Source organism: Turicibacter bilis, from assembly GCF_024499055.1.
Lineage (GTDB): Bacteria > Bacillota_I > Bacilli_A > MOL361 > Turicibacteraceae > Turicibacter > Turicibacter bilis.
The window spans coordinates 373,597-390,713 of sequence record NZ_CP071249.1; the positions used below are offsets into that span (position 1 = coordinate 373,597).

Annotated in this window: 15 protein-coding genes; 9 read left to right on the top strand and 6 right to left on the bottom strand. The window is 35.2% G+C overall.

Annotated elements, in window-relative coordinates; translation table 11 throughout:
• Positions 1-27: 27 nt before the first annotated feature.
• Positions 28-1,425, bottom strand: coding sequence for a Na+/H+ antiporter NhaC (gene nhaC, locus J0J69_RS01875; protein WP_055243652.1), 1,398 nt, complete (start codon positions 1,423-1,425; stop codon positions 28-30).
• A gap of 479 nt (positions 1,426-1,904) precedes the next feature.
• Here nhaC and J0J69_RS01880 point away from each other — a divergent pair, with 479 nt between their 5' ends.
• The 4 genes from J0J69_RS01880 (at position 1,905) to J0J69_RS01895 (ending at position 7,418) form a co-directional block, all read left to right on the top strand.
• Entirely contained in the window at positions 1,905-2,105 is a 201-nt protein-coding gene (locus J0J69_RS01880) for a cold-shock protein (RefSeq protein ID WP_006785622.1), read from the top strand.
• Positions 2,106-2,391: 286 nt separating this feature from the next.
• Positions 2,392-3,810 carry an MATE family efflux transporter gene (locus tag J0J69_RS01885; RefSeq protein WP_055275736.1) on the top strand — a complete coding sequence of 473 codons (1,419 nt, stop codon included), beginning with the start codon at positions 2,392-2,394 and terminating at the stop codon, positions 3,808-3,810.
• Positions 3,811-4,098: 288 nt separating this feature from the next.
• Complete coding sequence (locus tag J0J69_RS01890; protein ID WP_212724811.1) at positions 4,099-6,633, top strand: UvrD-helicase domain-containing protein; 2,535 nt, start codon at positions 4,099-4,101, stop codon at positions 6,631-6,633.
• 5 nt (positions 6,634-6,638) lie between these two features.
• Positions 6,639-7,418 (top strand): hypothetical protein, encoded by a 780-nt coding sequence (locus J0J69_RS01895; protein ID WP_212724812.1) that lies wholly within the window; start codon positions 6,639-6,641, stop codon positions 7,416-7,418.
• Between the two features lie 38 nt (positions 7,419-7,456).
• Here J0J69_RS01895 and J0J69_RS01900 read toward each other — a convergent pair whose 3' ends face one another.
• Both J0J69_RS01900 and J0J69_RS01905 read right to left on the bottom strand, forming a co-directional pair.
• A complete protein-coding gene (locus tag J0J69_RS01900) occupies positions 7,457-8,140 on the bottom strand; it encodes a TIGR00266 family protein (protein ID WP_212725839.1) in 684 nt (227 codons plus the stop codon).
• Positions 8,141-8,190: 50 nt separating this feature from the next.
• On the bottom strand, positions 8,191-9,282 hold the full coding sequence (locus tag J0J69_RS01905) for a DUF3810 domain-containing protein (protein WP_212725838.1): 1,092 nt from the start codon (positions 9,280-9,282) through the stop codon (positions 8,191-8,193).
• Positions 9,283-9,461: 179 nt separating this feature from the next.
• Between J0J69_RS01905 and ade the strand changes: the two genes are divergently transcribed.
• The 4 genes from ade (at position 9,462) to J0J69_RS01925 (ending at position 13,492) form a co-directional block, all read left to right on the top strand.
• A complete protein-coding gene (ade, locus tag J0J69_RS01910; protein ID WP_212725837.1) occupies positions 9,462-11,207 on the top strand; it encodes an adenine deaminase in 1,746 nt (581 codons plus the stop codon).
• A 118-nt stretch (positions 11,208-11,325) separates the two neighbouring features.
• Positions 11,326-11,751, top strand: a complete 426-nt coding sequence (locus tag J0J69_RS01915; protein ID WP_055244196.1) for a hypothetical protein — start codon at positions 11,326-11,328, stop codon at positions 11,749-11,751.
• Between the two features lie 123 nt (positions 11,752-11,874).
• Positions 11,875-12,987, top strand: a complete 1,113-nt coding sequence (locus tag J0J69_RS01920) for a radical SAM protein (protein ID WP_055275746.1) — start codon at positions 11,875-11,877, stop codon at positions 12,985-12,987.
• A gap of 76 nt (positions 12,988-13,063) precedes the next feature.
• Positions 13,064-13,492: an EamA family transporter gene (locus J0J69_RS01925; protein WP_055244192.1), complete on the top strand. Its 429-nt coding sequence runs from the start codon at positions 13,064-13,066 to the stop codon at positions 13,490-13,492.
• Between the two features lie 42 nt (positions 13,493-13,534).
• On the opposite strand, the gene J0J69_RS01930 is transcribed toward J0J69_RS01925, so the two are convergent.
• From J0J69_RS01930 to J0J69_RS01940, 3 genes are all read right to left on the bottom strand, one after another.
• The gene (locus tag J0J69_RS01930; protein ID WP_055304192.1) at positions 13,535-14,968 is read right to left on the bottom strand and encodes an alanine/glycine:cation symporter family protein; all 1,434 of its coding nucleotides are present in this window, start codon (positions 14,966-14,968) and stop codon (positions 13,535-13,537) included.
• 158 nt (positions 14,969-15,126) lie between these two features.
• Positions 15,127-15,543 carry a hypothetical protein gene (locus tag J0J69_RS01935; protein ID WP_055244188.1) on the bottom strand — a complete coding sequence of 139 codons (417 nt, stop codon included), beginning with the start codon at positions 15,541-15,543 and terminating at the stop codon, positions 15,127-15,129.
• A gap of 73 nt (positions 15,544-15,616) precedes the next feature.
• Positions 15,617-16,465 (bottom strand): DegV family protein, encoded by an 849-nt coding sequence (locus J0J69_RS01940; RefSeq protein ID WP_055244186.1) that lies wholly within the window; start codon positions 16,463-16,465, stop codon positions 15,617-15,619.
• Positions 16,466-16,625: 160 nt separating this feature from the next.
• Between J0J69_RS01940 and J0J69_RS01945 the strand changes: the two genes are divergently transcribed.
• Positions 16,626-17,078: a YaiI/YqxD family protein gene (locus J0J69_RS01945; protein ID WP_212725836.1), complete on the top strand. Its 453-nt coding sequence runs from the start codon at positions 16,626-16,628 to the stop codon at positions 17,076-17,078.
• The last annotated feature ends 39 nt before the right edge of the window (positions 17,079-17,117 follow it).

Below are 17,117 nucleotides of genomic sequence, written 5' to 3' on the forward strand. Positions count from 1 at the left end.
TCTCGAAATCGAGAGTTTTTTTTATTTCTATTTTTGCTCTGTTGATTGACGTTTTTCCATTGTCCATCCTGTGGCTGCTAAAATTAATGAAATCATAGGCGATAATAAGTTAAAGAAAGCATATGGTAAGAAGGCAATTGGATTAATCCCTAATGTGGCAATCATGTATGAACCGCAGGTTGTCCATGGGATTAAAGCTGATGTTACTGTTGCGCTATCTTCAATCGCACGTGATAAGTTTTTAGCTGCTAAGTTACGTTTCGCATATTCGTCTTTATACATGCGTCCAGGCATGACAATTGCTAAATATTGATCTCCAGTTACAATGTTTGTAAAGATACATGTGATAATTGTTGCAAAAACTAAACCGAATGTTCCTTTAGCAAACTGTAAGATACGTGTTGCAATCGTTTCAAGCATACCTGTTTTTTCAAGGACTCCACCAAATGATAGTGCACATACAACTAAAGAAACAGTCCATAACATACTATCTAATCCACCACGAGTTAATAAGTCATCAACCGCTACGACACCTGTATGTGACTGATAACCGTAATGCATGGCTGACATGACATCACCTAAACTTGCTCCTTGGAAAATGATTGCAAAAGCACCACCGATTAATGTTCCTGTTAATAAGGCTGGAAGTGCAGGAAGTTTTAAAATAACCATGGCAATAACAGAGACAGGAGCTAATAAAAGAATTGGAGATAAGGTGTTAAAGTTTGAAACTAATGTTTCTTTAATGATGTTAATTTGAGCCATATCTAATGATTGACCGGCATATTTAACGCCAAGAATCGCATAGATGACGATTGCGATGACATAAGCCGGAACAGTCGTATACATCATATGCTTAATATGATCAAATAAAGTTGCACCTGCCATAGCTGGTGCTAAATTGGTTGTATCTGAAAGAGGTGACATTTTATCACCAAAATAAGCCCCTGAAATAATGGCTCCTGCAATAACGGGTGATGGAATTCCTAATGTTTGACCAATTCCTAATAGAGCAATCCCAACTGTTCCCGCAGTTGTCCAAGACGAACCTGTTGAAACAGAAACAATTGAACAAATTAATAACGTTGCCACTAAGAAAATACTAGGTGACAAAATATTTAATCCCCAGTAAATCATTGAAGGAACAACCCCACTTAAAATCCATGTTCCAATTAGTGTTCCTACAATTAATAAAATCAGAATGGCTTGGATAGCCATTTTAATCGTTTCGATAATTCCGTCTTCAAGCTCCGACCATTTAAAGCCAAGTCGATAGACTCCGATTAAGGAAGCAACAGCTGTCCCTAATAAAAGTGGGATTTGAGGATCCACCTTAAAGACAATTAAGGATAACGCTAAAATAATAATTAAAAATACGATAGGAATCAATGATTCAAATAGTGTTGCTTTTCGTTGTTGTTTCATCTTATTCTCTCTTCTCCTCTCAATTATGTTGATGGTTTATTGACATTGAATTTAGTCTAATGAACCGAATTTAATGAGAATTTACCCAATAAAAAAACGAAAAATATCGAGAATTGCCGAAACATAATATAACATGTTCTTAGATGGACTGCAAATGTTTTTTTGAAAATAATGAAACGTAAATTTTGGTAATTAATCCAGGGTTAATTAAACATCATGAACCACTGTTTTAGAACAAAAAAATAAAAAAGATGAGGGGGAAGAGGAATATTTTTGAAATGATTTTCAAATTATATTATATATAAGGTTGTCTTTTTCTGAAAAACGTGCTATATTTAACCTGTACTTAATAATTCTTTTGGTATTTTTCACAGGTTCAAATGAATAAATTTTCTTGGGGTTTATAACTAAGGGTAATGATGTGGGTAGCAAAATAGTATTAAGTAACAAATTTTTATTTGTTTTCGGAGGTATTTATTATGAATACAGGTACAGTTAAATGGTTTAACGCAGAAAAAGGATTCGGATTCATTTCAGTTGAAGGTGGAGAAGATGTATTCGTACATTACTCAGCAATTACTGGTGAAGGATTCAAAACATTAGAAGAAGGACAAAAAGTTTCTTTCGATATCGTTGAAGGAAACCGTGGAGCTCAAGCTTCTAACGTTGTTAAATTATAATCATTCATAACATTTTTTAGAGCTAGTGATCATTTTATCACTAGCTTTTTTCTTATGGATTAAAAGATTAAATGAAGATGGAGAATCTAGTAAAATGTTTTATAGAAAACAATGATTGAGTCATGATGCGCTAATTGTCAATGAGGTTTAAAATGAGATGAATGATTAGAAGCTAGTAGCAAAAGTTGATTCAAAACATCAAAAATCTCTTGTTTTTTTCAGTTTGGAATGTTAAGGATTAATAGGAAGAATTAAAAGAGATGAATTTTAAAAGGGGTGTTATAGTTTGGAGAAGCGTATTGATTTAACCAAAGGTCCCATTGTGAGAACGTTAGTTAAATTAGCATTGCCAATTATGGGAACATCATTTATCCAAATGGCTTATAATCTGACGGATATGATTTGGATTGGTAAAGTTGGAAGTAAGGCAGTGGCTGCTATCGGAACGGCTGGTTTTTTTACGTGGCTTGCGATGGCTTTTATCATGATTTCAAAAAATGGAGCTGAGATTAAGGTCGCTCAATCAACTGGAGCGAAGCGTTTTGATGAAACGAAAATGTATGTTAGAAGTGCCATTCAAATTAACTTAATACTTGCCATAATCTATATGCTAGTTTTACTTATTTTAAAAGAACCGTTGATTAGTTTCTTTAACTTAGGTGATACTGAGATTATTCAGATGTCATATACCTATTTAGAGGTGATGGCATTCGGAATGATTTTTTATTTTATTAATCCTGTTTTAACTGCTATATTTAATGGATCAGGGGATAGTAAAACTCCATTTATTATTAATACGATTGGGTTATTGTTCAATATTATATTTGACCCATTATTAATTTTAGGATTTGGTTCTATTCCAGCCTTAGGGGTATTAGGAGCCGCGTTAGCTACTGTTGCTGCACAAATTATGGTCACAATTTGCTTTGTAGTGGTAATGATTAGAAGTAAAGTGAATGATTTAAAAGTGGATCTTTTTAAGAAACCGGATATTGTATCCATGAAAACACTCTGTAGACTCGGACTTCCAGGGGCTGTCCAAAGTGGGTCATTTACATTAATTGCGATGATTTTAGGACGATTAGTCGCGGTTTATGGAGCAGTTCCAATTGCGGTTCAAAAAGTGGGATCACAGATTGAATCGATTTCTTGGATGACAGCTGGTGGTTTTTCAACAGCCTTAGGAGCGTTTGTTGGTCAAAACTATGGTGCAAAACAATATGAGCGAATTCAGAAAGGTTATCGTACCACGTTAATGTTAGCCTTAGGACTAGGGGGATTTACGACCTCCTTACTCATCTTTGCTGGTCGTCCTATTTTTACCTTCTTTTTACCTGAAGCAGAGGCAATTCACCAAGGAACAGATTACTTAAAAATCTTAGGGTACTCACAATTGTTTATGTGTATTGAGATTACAACACAAGGATTATTTAATGGATTAGGTCGAACGTATATTCCTTCTGCAGTGGGGATTATTTTAACGGCTGCTCGTATTCCCCTTGCTTATTTAATTGCAACACCTACGCTTTTAGGAATTAATGGTGTTTGGTGGGCTATTTCATTAAGCAGTGTGGCAAAGGGAATTGTTTTAGTTGTGATTTATTTTTATTTACAAAAACGAAAAAAGTTATACGATATGCAAGAGTTTGATCTCGATACTGAGGATAATTTTGAAGAAAGTAGTCCTCCTTTAATCGAATCTTAGTCTTGTTTTAGAGTCGAATAAGCGCCTGTGCGGTTATTCGGCTTTTTTAATCTTTTGATCTATTCGTTTTATTCCTACTGAACTGACCGAGCATGGATGACTTAAAGAATAAAGGTTAAAAATAAAGGAAATGAAAGATTTAGTGTAGATGAAAAGATTTCTTTCGTTCATAAAACAATTTTTGAAGAAATTCTTATCAACTAACGACAGCGTATCGACGTTTTAATATACATTTAGTGTCTAATTTGATAGAATAGAGATAAGATTATGTAGAAAGGGGATATGGTTATGAAAATATTAGTTACTGAATTATTTTTAAGTCACATCCCTCAAGGGAAAGAATCCTTTGTCCTACAAAAAATGAGTCAGTTTGTTCATGAATATGTTGCTTCAAAGTTTAATATGTCTGCTATGCGTGCAGGTGTATCCGTCCGTGAAATTAAAAATAATCGAAATGGGTTACGCATTTTTAAACTCCGAATTAATAAAGGAGATCGGATTTTGTTTACGTTTGATACGGATCGGGTACGTTCAGAATACCGTCAAGCGATTTTGTTTTTAGATTATTGCCATCATGATGATCAAGCGATGCGAGGACGAATGATTGGAGTTTCAAATCAACAAGTTGAGGAATATTTGACATCCGAAGAGTCGATTGATGAATTCATCGATCAGCAATATATCAATTTTGATTACGATCCTAATCGCGTGATTACTCGTGTCATCAATGTCGAGACCATGGGACAGTTATTAGATGAACGTGAGGATAAGGCGGTTTATTATTTGAATGATGAACAGTTTGAATGCTTGGCACCAACAGATGCCCCTACCTTTATTTTTGGTAGTGCCGGAAGCGGAAAAACAACAATTAATATTCATAAAGCGTTTATTTTGGCGATGCAACCCATTAAGATTGCTTACTTTACTTATTCTTCTTATCTTGTCGAAGATGCGAAGAAGTTATTTCAAAAAATTTTGGAAGAGTCACCGGAGTATCGTGCAGATGAATTATTAAAGCGTGTTCATTTTTATCATTTGAACGATTATATTTCTCAAGAAGTTTCAATTTATCAAACGGTGAGTTATGAACAGTTTCGCACGTGGGTTATTGAACGTCAGCCCTTGCTTTTAAAACAATTAGGAATCGGAATTTATGATATTTGGAAAGAAATTCGAGGAATTATTAAAGGGATGATTCCAAAAGAATGGATAGATTATCGAGTGAATATGAATGAGTGGTCTCTTGCATCAGATTTAGTTGAGGTGATTGTTAAAAAAGGTTTAGGTCATGTGGATGGAGAAGATCTCGTGCTTCATGCCGAAAAACTTTATGAAGCAAAGACTCGATTTTTAGATCAATATGAACTCAAAGCAGTTTTACTTATGCATCAAATTCTCGATCAGTATTTACTCAATCATGCCCTAATTCCAAAAGAAATCTATTTAAAGTTAGATGAGCAGTATTGTTTATATTCATCGTCTCAGCGTGAATTACTATATGAACTAACCTTAAGATACCAAATGTTCTTATCTGCTGAAGGAAAAGTGGACGAGAATGACATTGCAAGACAATTTCTCAATCGTTTAATGAATCAAAATGTTCCTTTATTTGATTTTGTCATTGCTGATGAAATTCAAGACTTAACAGAAATTCAAATTTATTGTTTAATTCGTCTGGCCAGAAATCGAAATAACTTATTATTTAGTGGAGATATCAATCAAACCATTCGCCCGACTTATTTTCATACAGGACGAATTGAGAGTATCTTAAAAACGTCAAATACGCATTTAGGATTTATTAAACATCAATTAGTTAAAAATTATCGAAGTACGAAAGAAGTTGTCGATTTAGCTAATCAAGTGGTTAATTTGCGAATTCAGCGTTTAGGTTTAAATAAAAAAAATGATTATCATGAAATTCCAATTCGAGGAGAACAGCATCCGATTTATTATTTTGATGCGAAACATCCCCTTGAGATGGTTAAGTTAATTGAGACGGGACTCAATCGACATTATGTAGCCATTGTTGTTCCAGATGAAGAAGAAAAGAAAAACTTTGAACGACTCACTCAACAAAAGGGAGCTGTCTTTACTGTTGAAGAGATTAAAGGAATCGAAAAGGAGTATATCATTTGCTATAATGTCATGACGAAGTATAAAACGGCGTGGGAAACAATCATAAATCAAGATGTGATGTATCAAAATCAATATCGTTATTACTTTAACTTATTGTACGTGGCATTGACACGAGCTCGTCATCATTTATGTTTCATTGAAGAAGATATGCCACCGTCACTTTATGAGCAATTTGAAAGTGAGTTTTTATCTTTTGATACATTTGATGAAACCGAATTAAAGCTGAATCAATTATCAACGGATAATCAATTTTATAAAGAAGCTCAATTATATGAGCGTCGTGAGCTTTATGAGCAAGCGATTACGGAATATGAACTATCACAACTTGAAGAAGCAAAAACTGATATTGCAAGATGCCGTGCATTAATGAAGAACAAAGAGGGCCATCACATTGAAGCGGGACATGACTTAATGCACCTTAAAGAGTATGAAAAAGCAGCGCTTTGTTATCGTCAAGGACATGACCGACTCAACTATTTAAAGGCATTGGTCTTTCAGGAGTTACCCTTTGCTCAAATCCAACAAGAGTTTGAGAAAGAAGGAAGTGATGTTTTAACTTTTGTTTATGAGCAAGACGTACGTGTCACTTGGTTGAAGCGATTTAATAAGCTATATTCAAGACATCTTCTAAAACAGGCACAGGTCATTGATCGAATGATTGAAACGATACACGAGTTGAAAGGATGAGAGGAATGGAAACGGAATTTTTAGATTTAATAAAAACATTTGAAAAAACAGCTAAACGACTGGAAACATTAGATACAACGATTTTAAACTTCAAGGATGTGGTAGAGGGGTTACGCCAAAATTTAGATGAGCTTGTAGAAATGGTACATCTCGAGGAGATTGTAGAGTTATCTGAAAAGGGGAGCCGAAAAATCCAATTATTAAATCAAAATTTAGATCAAATTTCGCAGACGTATGAACGTTTATTACATGTTGATGAATTTAAAGAGGAGTACTTCGAGCGTTTAACAGCAATTGAAGATAAAATTATGCGTTTAAGTGATCGTGAAACGATGGATGATGGGAATCAAAAAGAAGGGCAAGCAAGTTCAAGTTATATCGCCCTAGAAGATCGTCGTCATGTTTATTATATTGAAACGGAGACGCATCAATTGATGGCAATGGCCAAGGAAAATGAAAATGAGAATGGTCCAATTGATGGAATTCTTGCTAAAAAGCTTGTTTGTGAAAATGATACAGTGTTTGCCCTCCATCAAGAGACAGGTGACGTATTTGTCTTAAATGGGCGAATCCCGATGGCTCGTCATTCATTAGATGCAACAGATTTTGTGGTGGTAGGATTTAATATTTACTACTTATCTGACACAAAACTAATGAGATTCCATCTATTTACACTAGAAAAAGAAGTCATTTTAAATCATATTGTTTCATTCGAACGTTTAAATCATCAATTAATTTGTCAAACTGAAGCTAAAAAATCAGTCTTTGTGAATTTAAATAAATAAAAAGCATAGTGGAGTATGGTATGACTCCACTATGCTTTTTATTTTGAAGTTGTTGGAATATATGGAATTAATCGAGTGGCAACGTTTTGCATCGTTAAGGTTTGCAAATAAACGGTTCCTGGTCCGGTTAATTTAGTTAAGAATAATCCTTCCCCACCAAAGAAGATGTTTTTAAATCCTTTAACGGTTTCAATTTCGTAATTAACCCCACGACTAAGAGCAACGACATTTCCAGTGTCAACTTTGATAATTTCTCCATGTTTTAACTCTCGCTTGACGACACTTCCTGCAGCTTCTAAAAAGACTTTACCTTGTCCACTAATACGTTGTAAAATAAATCCTTCCCCACCGAATAGGCCAGCAGAAAGTCGCTTAGTCCACTCGACATTTAAATGAATACTAGGTTCACCGACTAAAAATGAACTTTTTTGACAGATCCACTCATCTCCTTTTAGTAAATCAAACTCAAGAATTTGACCAGGAAAAGTCGAGGCAAAGACAATTTCTTGTGCGGGGGCCATCGAAGTATAGGTTGCCATAAACAGTGACTCGCCTGAAAACATTCGCCCAATTCCTTTCATCAGCCCCCCTTTTACATTCGTCTCCATTTTAATTTTCTCATCCATCCAGGCCATTCCGCCGGACTGTGTATAGACACTTTCGCCTTTATCTAGAACAATTGAGACACCTGGTAAATCATTTCCAAAAATGTTACATTTCATTTGAATCCCTCCTGAATTTAACATAGCATATTTCAATGAATTTGACTATCCTACGATTCATGATCATAATAAGCTAATAATAAATCAACCACTCGTCCATAGCTTCTAACACCATCCTTTATACCGTTGAGTGTGAGATAGGTTTGATTCATAGAGTTAAAGGTTTCCTCGACCTTCCCTTCATATTGCGCCCAAAATTGATTTAAATAGCGCATATCTCGCCGGACGCCATCACTTAACTGTGCATTGAGCTCGATTAATGACTCAGAATCAACTTTTGCAAGCGCCACGTTCGTATATTTCAACGCCGATAGATAACCTGCATAAATAAAGTCTGGGTCTGGATGATGAATACAGGTCAAAAAAGCAATGAAGTTTGCTTCATTTTCACTCGCATAACCTCGCTGATGAGCCATTTCATGCATTGTTGTAAATAAAAGTGTGGAATCTGGTACCGCCACATTAACATTGGCTTCTGCTGTAAAGGGGGAATAGATTCCTGTAATATTCGTATAATTCATTAGTTTGGATGTAAGGATGGGTTTTGCTAGCCCATATGTTCCACTTAAGACAGGATATGTTTGAGCGGCATGCTCATAACCAATGGGTGCTCGTTTGAAAATGTCATGATAAGATCCGTTAGCGATAAAAATACCTTGTTCATTTTCACGGGTATTCAGTCGGGCCTCATTGACTTGTTGAATTAATTGCTCATAAAGAGCAATTAATTCTTCTGGGTCATGTCCTTCACTCGCCAACGAGAAATCAGCCTCTAATGACGGACGGTCGTAATTGAGTCCCCAAAAGAGGATAAAAATACAGTAGCCAATCGAGAAAGCTGCTAGAAGATTTAATAAATATTGAAGGATGAGAGAGCCCCATTTCTTATGATTTTGAATGAGTTTAATCGAATAAAAAATAAGAGCGGCTACGAAGACCACGATCGCGATATAGATGAGAAGTTCAAAAATTGAAAAAGGAAATAGAGCGCTCAAACGACTTAGTTGCTCAATCCACCATTTATTAATCCCTTTGGAGTAATACGTGTCAATCACAGTAGGGAAAGCCGATAATAGAGCTCGTAAAAGAGCAATAACAATCCCTAATCCAATACATAATAGCTGTCGTTTATAGGAATTCATTCTTTCTGTCTCTCCAGTCATAAAGTAGTTATCTTATTATACCAAAAAAAGTAAAAATGTAGTAATTAGTTAGGATAAAAAACTGAAATTGGACATAAAATGATAAAAAACAAGTTCAAATAGTAGACTTTTTAAAGAGGATATGATTGAATAGAAAAAAACTTCATGAGGTGAGACAGATGAAAGAGAAGTTAATGGAATTAAAGACACGTATTAAATGTGCTTCAAATCAACAAAAGGCATCGTTCGTTATCAAAAATATTACCGTCATTGATGTGTTTCAAAATGATCGATTTATGGCTGATGTAGCGATAGAAGCAGGATATATTGTCGGAATAGGGTCATATGAGGGAATCAATGAAATTGATGGAACCAATAAATATATTTGTCCAGGTCTCATTGATGCGCATGCTCATATAGAATCATCCCTTGTATCACCTAAAGAATATTATAAAGAAGCGTTAAAACATGGGATTACTTCAATGATTACGGATCCACATGAAATTGCTAATGTGCTAGGGGTTAAAGGAATTGAGTTAATGTTAAACTTATCAAAGAATATTCCATTTGATATGTATGTAATGTTACCATCATGTGTTCCGGCGACAACTTTTGAAAATTCAGGCGCGACCTTACTCGCCGCGGATTTAAATCCCTTGTATTGTTATGAAAAAGTGATTGGATTGGCTGAGGTTATGAATTTCCCAGCAGTCCTCAATGGGGATGACGATATGTTACAAAAGTTAGTCGATGCCACAACCAAAGGTTATCGAATTGATGGACATGGGGCTAGTTTTGATTTGAACCAGTTAAATGCCTATATCACAGCTGGGATTTTAACAGATCATGAATGTCATACGGCTGAAGAAGTGATTGAGCGTTTACGTCGTGGGATGTATGTGTTAATGAGAGAAGGAAGTGTTGCTAAAAATTTAAAAGATTTAATTCAGGTGGCCAGTATTTCAAATAGTCGTCGTATTTGTTTCTGTACGGATGATAAACATATTGATGACTTAATTCGTGAAGGAAGTATTGATCAAGCCATTAAAATTGCCGTTAATAGTGGATTGAAAATTGAAACAGCGATTCAGATGAGTACGTTAAATACAGCTGAATGCTATCAACTCAAAAATAAAGGAGCGATTGCACCTGGGTTTATTGCCGATTTTATTATTTTAGATGAGTTAGAGACCTTTAAAATTAATTCGGTTTATAAAAATGGTAAGTGTGTCGTGAGACAAGGACAACTTCAACTAGATGAGGAGCGTGAGAACAAACGTTTCATCTTTGAAAATACGGTTCATTTACCAGAAAACTTAAGTGAAAAATCGTTTGAAATTCAGGCGAGCAACTGCCAAAAGCTTAATGTCATTGAAATTATTCCAAATAAGCTAGAAACGATTCATCGCCAATATGAATTAAAAGCTCTAAATATGACAAACGACGTGAGATCATGTATTGAAGAAGATTTATTAAAGGTGGCAGTCATTGAGCGGCATCATCTAACAGGGAATATTGGTTTAGGGATGTTAAAAGGGTTAAAACTCCAAAAAGGAGCTATTGCAACAACGATTTCACATGATTCACATAACTTAATCGTTTGTGGAACAAATGATGCGGATATGTTAGAGGCGGCTAAACAGCTTAAAAATATAGGTGGAGGAATTGTTGTGGTGAATGAGGGAAAAGTATTAGCTCAAATCGCGCTTGAAATAGCTGGATTAATCACTGCTCGTCCAGCACATGAGGTCGTTTCTGAATTAAGTTTACTTCATGAGGCACTAGAACAGCTATCACCGAATCTAGGTTTTAATCCATTTTTAACGTTATCTTTTTTAACATTACCCGTTATTCCAAGTATTAAGTTGACGGATAAAGGTTTATTTGATGTGACAATCTTTGATTTTATTCCAGTGACAGAATAGAATTGTTCCATTTTTGCCTAATGATGCATATAATAAAGTGTTAATTAAAGGCAGAGCAGAAGTAGATGGGAGTCTAGTGAGCATGCCCTCCAAATGAGAGAGAGGGGATGAAAGTGTCATGAATATCAACCGTATTGAAGTTCTGATTTTAAATCATAAACAACAAGCTGTTGAAAAGTTTGGACGAAATAGCTCAGCAGTTCGCTACTATCAAGAAGGCGCCAGTAGTGATCTGATTAATGATTTATACCAACATTGGTTTGGAATCAATGAAGCTTGTATTATTGCTCATCATTTAGCGACGCTCAATGATGAACAAGATGAAGTGAATTATGTTGTGGCGATTAATCATTTTAATACTTCAACGTCCTATGAACTGAAAAAATTAAAAGGCAAACGATTACGATATGTTTTTATCTTTTTTGATACAGATGAGGGTAATGCACGCGCCTATGTCTATCAACTTTTAAAGCCCCTCTTGTTACAAAATAAAACCCAACCTATTTCAGTCGATATCGATTATCATAACGTTACATTTTATTAAAAGAAGAGTGAGTCTCTTCTTTTTTTGTGCAAAAGCATCAAAGAAAAGTCATGAATAATAAAAATCGACAATATAATGAAATGAAGTAAAGTTTCATCGAATTAAAAAAATGAGGTGAAGAACATGATGAACTTTTTAAATAATATGAATTTATTGCCGAAAAATTTTATTGTGGCTAATATTGTCGAAGTGCTAAAAGAGGATCCTGATAATGGAGTAGAGAAATTATATGAAATGTCGGGAACTTTTATTACTGATTCTCAGATAAAGGCAATTATTGGACAAATTAAAGGCTATTATGATAGCCACCCTTCGATTAAGCGATATGTTAAAAATATGATATATAATACGAATAAAACGTGTTTAAATCACTTTTTACAAAATATTGCAGTTAAAGAACTATGGGAGGGGCTTTCTATCCGAGAACAAATGTCACAAAAATATTCAGTTAATGTCCCTCACTCGCTCGTTATCAATATTGGGATGAATTGTTCTTTAGCGTGTAAAGGGTGCTTATGTAAATCAGATCCGAGTTTAGCGATGCCTTTAGCAGAGATTGATCGACTAGTAGCTGAAGCACGAGAGCTTGGCATTCATATTATCGTTTTAACTGGCGGGGATCCATTGATGAACGATAGCTTATTTAAAGTGTATGAAAAATATGATGATATGGAATTTATCGTTCTAACAAATGGCGTTTTACTGAATGATCAACGTTGTCTTGCCTTATCTAAACTAGGAAATGTTTTGCCGTTAGTCACCTTAGAAGGTGGAGGAGATGAAATTAAGCAATATATAGAACCTTCAACTTATCAAGAGATTCTAGCTTCATTAGATCGGATGAAAGCACATGGCATCTTATTTGGGGTTATGACACCAACAAAACAGTCTAACCTGAAATTTGTCACCTCAGATGACTTTATTTTACCTTTAATTCGTAAAGGCTCTCGAATGAATTGGTATGTGACAACCTCTCACGGAGCACCATCTGAACAGTTGGGGGCTAATGAATTAAGTGAGCTTGAGGCACGAATTTCATTTATTCGTCAGACACGACCTTACGTGACTATTGTATTAGAAAGTGGAAATCCATTTATTTGTCGTTGTGTCGTGGGGCCATTACTATTTCATTATGATTTTAACGGGCAACATCATGTGTTATTTTTCCCACAACTTAGTGTGAAAAATAGCCAAAATCAACCGCTCATTCAAGTGTTAAGAAAGATTCAATCTTAACATCTAAATCGAGTGATTGAAAAGAGAGGATTCATAGCGTATAATCATCCCGTAGCGTGAGAGAGGATGGTTTTATATGGCTCAGTGGTTAATTTTCGGTTTGCTTGCAGCGGTTAGTGCCAGTTTTGTTACTATTTTTACGAAACTCGGGATTCACCATTTAACCCCTACGTTAGCAACTTCAGTTCGAGCGATGATTATGGCCGTCTTTTTAGTGATTGTTTCTGCAACCAAAGGGGACTTCGGACACTTAAAAGAGTTGGTGACCTACAAAAAAGATTTTGGTTTCTTAATTTTAGCAGGAATTTCAGGAGCTTTATCCTGGTTGTTTTTAAATATTGCTCTAAAGACTGGAAAGACGTGGCAGGTGGCACCGATTGATAAATTATCGGTTGTGATGACAGTCATCGTATCTATTTTAATTTTCCAAGAAGAAATCACACTTAAAGGAATCATCGGCGTTATTTTAATTGCGGCGGGGTCCTTATTTGTTGCCTTAGCCTAAACAAAAAAACAGTTCTAGATAGACTAGAACTGTTTTTTTTGCTTACTTCCATTCATCAACGTTTGTTAAACCTTCGATGTCAGACGCTTTAAAGATAGGATTTTTAACTCCTTGTTTCTTTTGATCAGTATAATTTTTTAAGGCTTTAAATGCAAACTTACCTAATAGTAAGATTGCGATTAAGTTAACAATCGCCATAAATGACATAAATAAGTCAGCTAAATCCCAAACGATTGCGACTTTTGTCAATGAACCAAAGATAATCATTCCAACTACGATAATACGGTAAGCGACCAACCAGAATTTTTTTGCACTCATAAATTCGATATTTGACTCACCATAGTAGTAGTTCCCAATAATTGAACTGAATGCAAATAATAAAATACAGAAGGCAACAAAGTAGTTACCGATTACGCCAATTTGTGAGGTTAAAGCTGCTTGTGTTAACTGAATTCCTGTTAAGTCTGAATCCGCATAAATTCCTGATAATAAAATCACGAATGCTGTACAGCTACAAATTAAGATGGTATCTGTGAAGACTCCAAGCGTTTGAATTAAACCTTGTTGAACGGGATGGTTAACTTCTGCTGTAGCAGCTGCATTTGGGGCAGATCCCATCCCAGCTTCATTTGAGAATAACCCACGTTTAACCCCTTGAATGAACATGACCCCAAAAGCACCTGATGCGAATGAGCTGAAGTCAAAGGCATTAGAAACGATTAAACTGATCATTGCTGGAATTTTGGTGATATTTAACGCAATCACTAAGAGGGCTACTAACACATAAGCAACGGCTAACACTGGGACGATAATTTCAGAGACTTTAGCAATACGTTGAACTCCTCCAAAAATCACGGCAGCTGTTACAATGGCTAAGATAATTCCCATGAATAATTTATCCATACCAAATGCTGTTTGGAATGCTTCTGTAATCGTATTTGCTTGTACGGCATTAAAGACAAATCCAAAAGTGATTGTAATTAAAATTGAGAACAGTAACCCTAACCAGCGTTTGTTTAATCCTTTTTCAATATAATAAGCGGGTCCACCACGATAAGCTCCTGACGCATCTTTCACTTTATAAATTTGCGCTAATGTACTTTCGACAAAACTTGAAGCTCCACCAATTAACGCAATGATCCACATCCAGAATACTGAACCAGGCCCTCCAACAGCAATTGCTAAGGCAACTCCTGCAATATTTCCTGTTCCAACACGTGAGGCAGTACTAATACAAAAGGCTTGGAAAGATGAAACCTTTCCATCTTTTGATGATTTTCCAACGCCATCCCCTAATAGCTTAATCATCTCTTTTATCATTCTAAATTGTACAAATTGCGTTTTGAAAGTAAAATAGAACCCTGCGATTAATAATAAAATAATTAATAAGTATGTTCCGATGTACGTATTCCCAAAACTAATCAAATCGCTTAGGAATGCTAACATACGTTCTCCAATAAGTTGTAATTTTTCCATAATGAGCCTCCTTTGTCTGTTATGTCTTCATCATTTTTTGACACTCCGAAGATAAGTATACCTTAAAATGTAGAATAATGGAATAAAACTGAAGTTAAATGAAAAAAATAGAAAATTAAAAAAGACCTCTAGAAAAAAGTTCTAAAGGTCTTTCATCATTAGCATTTAAATGGTTCGAATCCCGTAATAATTAACGTTGCCCAATCAGAATTATCTGTTGTTTGCCAATTGAATTTAACGTTTAATTTTTTTAACCAGGCATTTAATCCTGTGGCTGTTTTTCCATCTGTAGCCGCTTGACGACCGAATGTTTCTTTAATGTACTCTAATAATTCTTTTTGTTGTGTAGCATCTAATTCAACTTCAACTAATGATTCCATGTGATCACGTACGATGGCATAAGACGCTTTATCATCACGATATAAATCATTAACTAATAATTGACGTTCGCGATTTAACTCTAAAATCACTTGTTTAATTTCTTCATGGTTATTTAAATATTTCTTAGCAATGTTCATCGCTTGAATTTCTTGATCGATTTTTACAATACGCTTTTCAATAGCTGAACTCTTCATAATCTCACTTCGCATTTCTAATAGTTTTTCTTAGCTTTTGCATTATATCATTCATTATGAGTGGTCGCAATCATTATTTTACAAAATATGCAATTCCTATACTACCAGGGCCTACATGACAACCAATGACCGGTCCAATGGATTGAATCTGAATTGGCGTATTTAGTTCAGATTCAATTTGTTTGGCCAATTCTAGACCTTCATCTTCACAACTAATATGATGCACGAAAAGACCTCCTAGTTCATGACCATCAAGGTCTTCTTTTAATTTGTTAATCATGCTTAGAATAGCTTTTTTCTTCGTTCTCACTTTTGTAAATACTGTCGTTTCACCATTTTCAACGGTTAAGATTGGTTTGATTTGAAATAGATTTCCAAGTAGAGCGGAAGCCCCTCCAATTCGGCCACCTTTCTTTAGATAATCTAGGGTGTGTGGTGTGAATAAAAAACGACTGTTATGTTGCACGGTGTGAATAAGCGATAAGATTTCTTCTAAAGATGAGCCTGATTGGGCTGCTTTAGCAGCTTCCATCACGATTAGCCCCATTTGCATACAGTTCGTTAACGAATCAAAAAGTTCAATTTTTGCATCGGGATTTGTTTCGAGGATTAAATTTTTAATCAAATGTGCACTTGAATACGTTCCACTCATTTTAGAGGAAAGAAAAATTCCGAGTACCTCATGTCCTTCGTTCGTTAATTGCTCAAAGGCAGCTAACATTTCATCTGGACTTGGCTGAGAAGAGGTTGGAATGGCTGAAAGGTGAGGGAGTTCCTGATAAAACTCATCTAGATTTATTTCTACTTCTCGTTTTGAGGAGGTATCCGTGATAATATTAAGAGAAATAATGGTGATATCGAGTTTTTGACGAATAGATTCAGGAATGTATGATGTACTATCGGTAATAATTTTAACAGACATATGAGGCCTCCAATCATGTTTGTGTTAAATAGGATTTATTGATAAGGTTAATTATATCCGATGTAATCTGAAAAAATAAGGTTTTTCACAAATTTCCCATTAATTTTTTGAATATAGCAGAAATGAATCGAATTAAAGCTGTGAAATAGGAGTGAAAGAAATGAATATTTATATTGATGCCGATGGGTGTCCCGTTGTAAAAGAAACGATTAAGGTGGCTAAGCAATTTGGAGTTCCCGTCGTTATTGTTTGTGATGCTGCTCATTATTTTATGCATGAGGGAGTTCAGACGATTACGGTCATGCAAGGCTCAGACGCGGTGGATTATGAAATTATTAATCGATTACAACCGGGTGATTTAGTAATTACACAAGATTATGGCTTAGGTGCGCTTGTATTGGCCAAAAAAGGTTATGCGATGAATCAAAATGGAAAAAGGTATGAGGATCAGAATATTGATCAGCTATTATTTACCCGCCATCTTTCGTCGAAGTTACGTCAATCAGGTCAGCGTTTAAAAGGACCAAAGAAACGAACGAGAGAAGATACGCAACAATTTATCTTAGCTTTAACCAATTTTCTTAAATCGATACAAGAAGGGCAGTCACATTAGCCCTCTTACCAAAAGTCGAAATTTAAGGTATAATAGGAA

Bases quoted from the DNA above. Each gene is read 5' to 3' on its own strand.
- J0J69_RS01925 (WP_055244192.1), top strand. From the start codon at position 13,064: ATGGCTCAGTGGTTAATTTTCGGTTTGCTTGCAGCGGTTAGTGCCAGT.
- nhaC (WP_055243652.1), bottom strand. From the start codon at position 1,425: ATGAAACAACAACGAAAAGCAACACTATTTGAATCATTGATTCCTATC.
- J0J69_RS01890 (WP_212724811.1), top strand. From the start codon at position 4,099: ATGAAAATATTAGTTACTGAATTATTTTTAAGTCACATCCCTCAAGGG.
- J0J69_RS01900 (WP_212725839.1), bottom strand. From the start codon at position 8,140: ATGAAATGTAACATTTTTGGAAATGATTTACCAGGTGTCTCAATTGTT.
- J0J69_RS01920 (WP_055275746.1), top strand. From the start codon at position 11,875: ATGATGAACTTTTTAAATAATATGAATTTATTGCCGAAAAATTTTATT.
- J0J69_RS01880 (WP_006785622.1), top strand. From the start codon at position 1,905: ATGAATACAGGTACAGTTAAATGGTTTAACGCAGAAAAAGGATTCGGA.
- J0J69_RS01935 (WP_055244188.1), bottom strand. From the start codon at position 15,543: ATGAAGAGTTCAGCTATTGAAAAGCGTATTGTAAAAATCGATCAAGAA.
- J0J69_RS01940 (WP_055244186.1), bottom strand. From the start codon at position 16,465: ATGTCTGTTAAAATTATTACCGATAGTACATCATACATTCCTGAATCT.
- J0J69_RS01895 (WP_212724812.1), top strand. From the start codon at position 6,639: ATGGAAACGGAATTTTTAGATTTAATAAAAACATTTGAAAAAACAGCT.
- J0J69_RS01905 (WP_212725838.1), bottom strand. From the start codon at position 9,282: ATGAATTCCTATAAACGACAGCTATTATGTATTGGATTAGGGATTGTT.
- J0J69_RS01945 (WP_212725836.1), top strand. From the start codon at position 16,626: ATGAATATTTATATTGATGCCGATGGGTGTCCCGTTGTAAAAGAAACG.
- ade (WP_212725837.1), top strand. From the start codon at position 9,462: ATGAAAGAGAAGTTAATGGAATTAAAGACACGTATTAAATGTGCTTCA.
- J0J69_RS01915 (WP_055244196.1), top strand. From the start codon at position 11,326: ATGAATATCAACCGTATTGAAGTTCTGATTTTAAATCATAAACAACAA.
- J0J69_RS01930 (WP_055304192.1), bottom strand. From the start codon at position 14,968: ATGGAAAAATTACAACTTATTGGAGAACGTATGTTAGCATTCCTAAGC.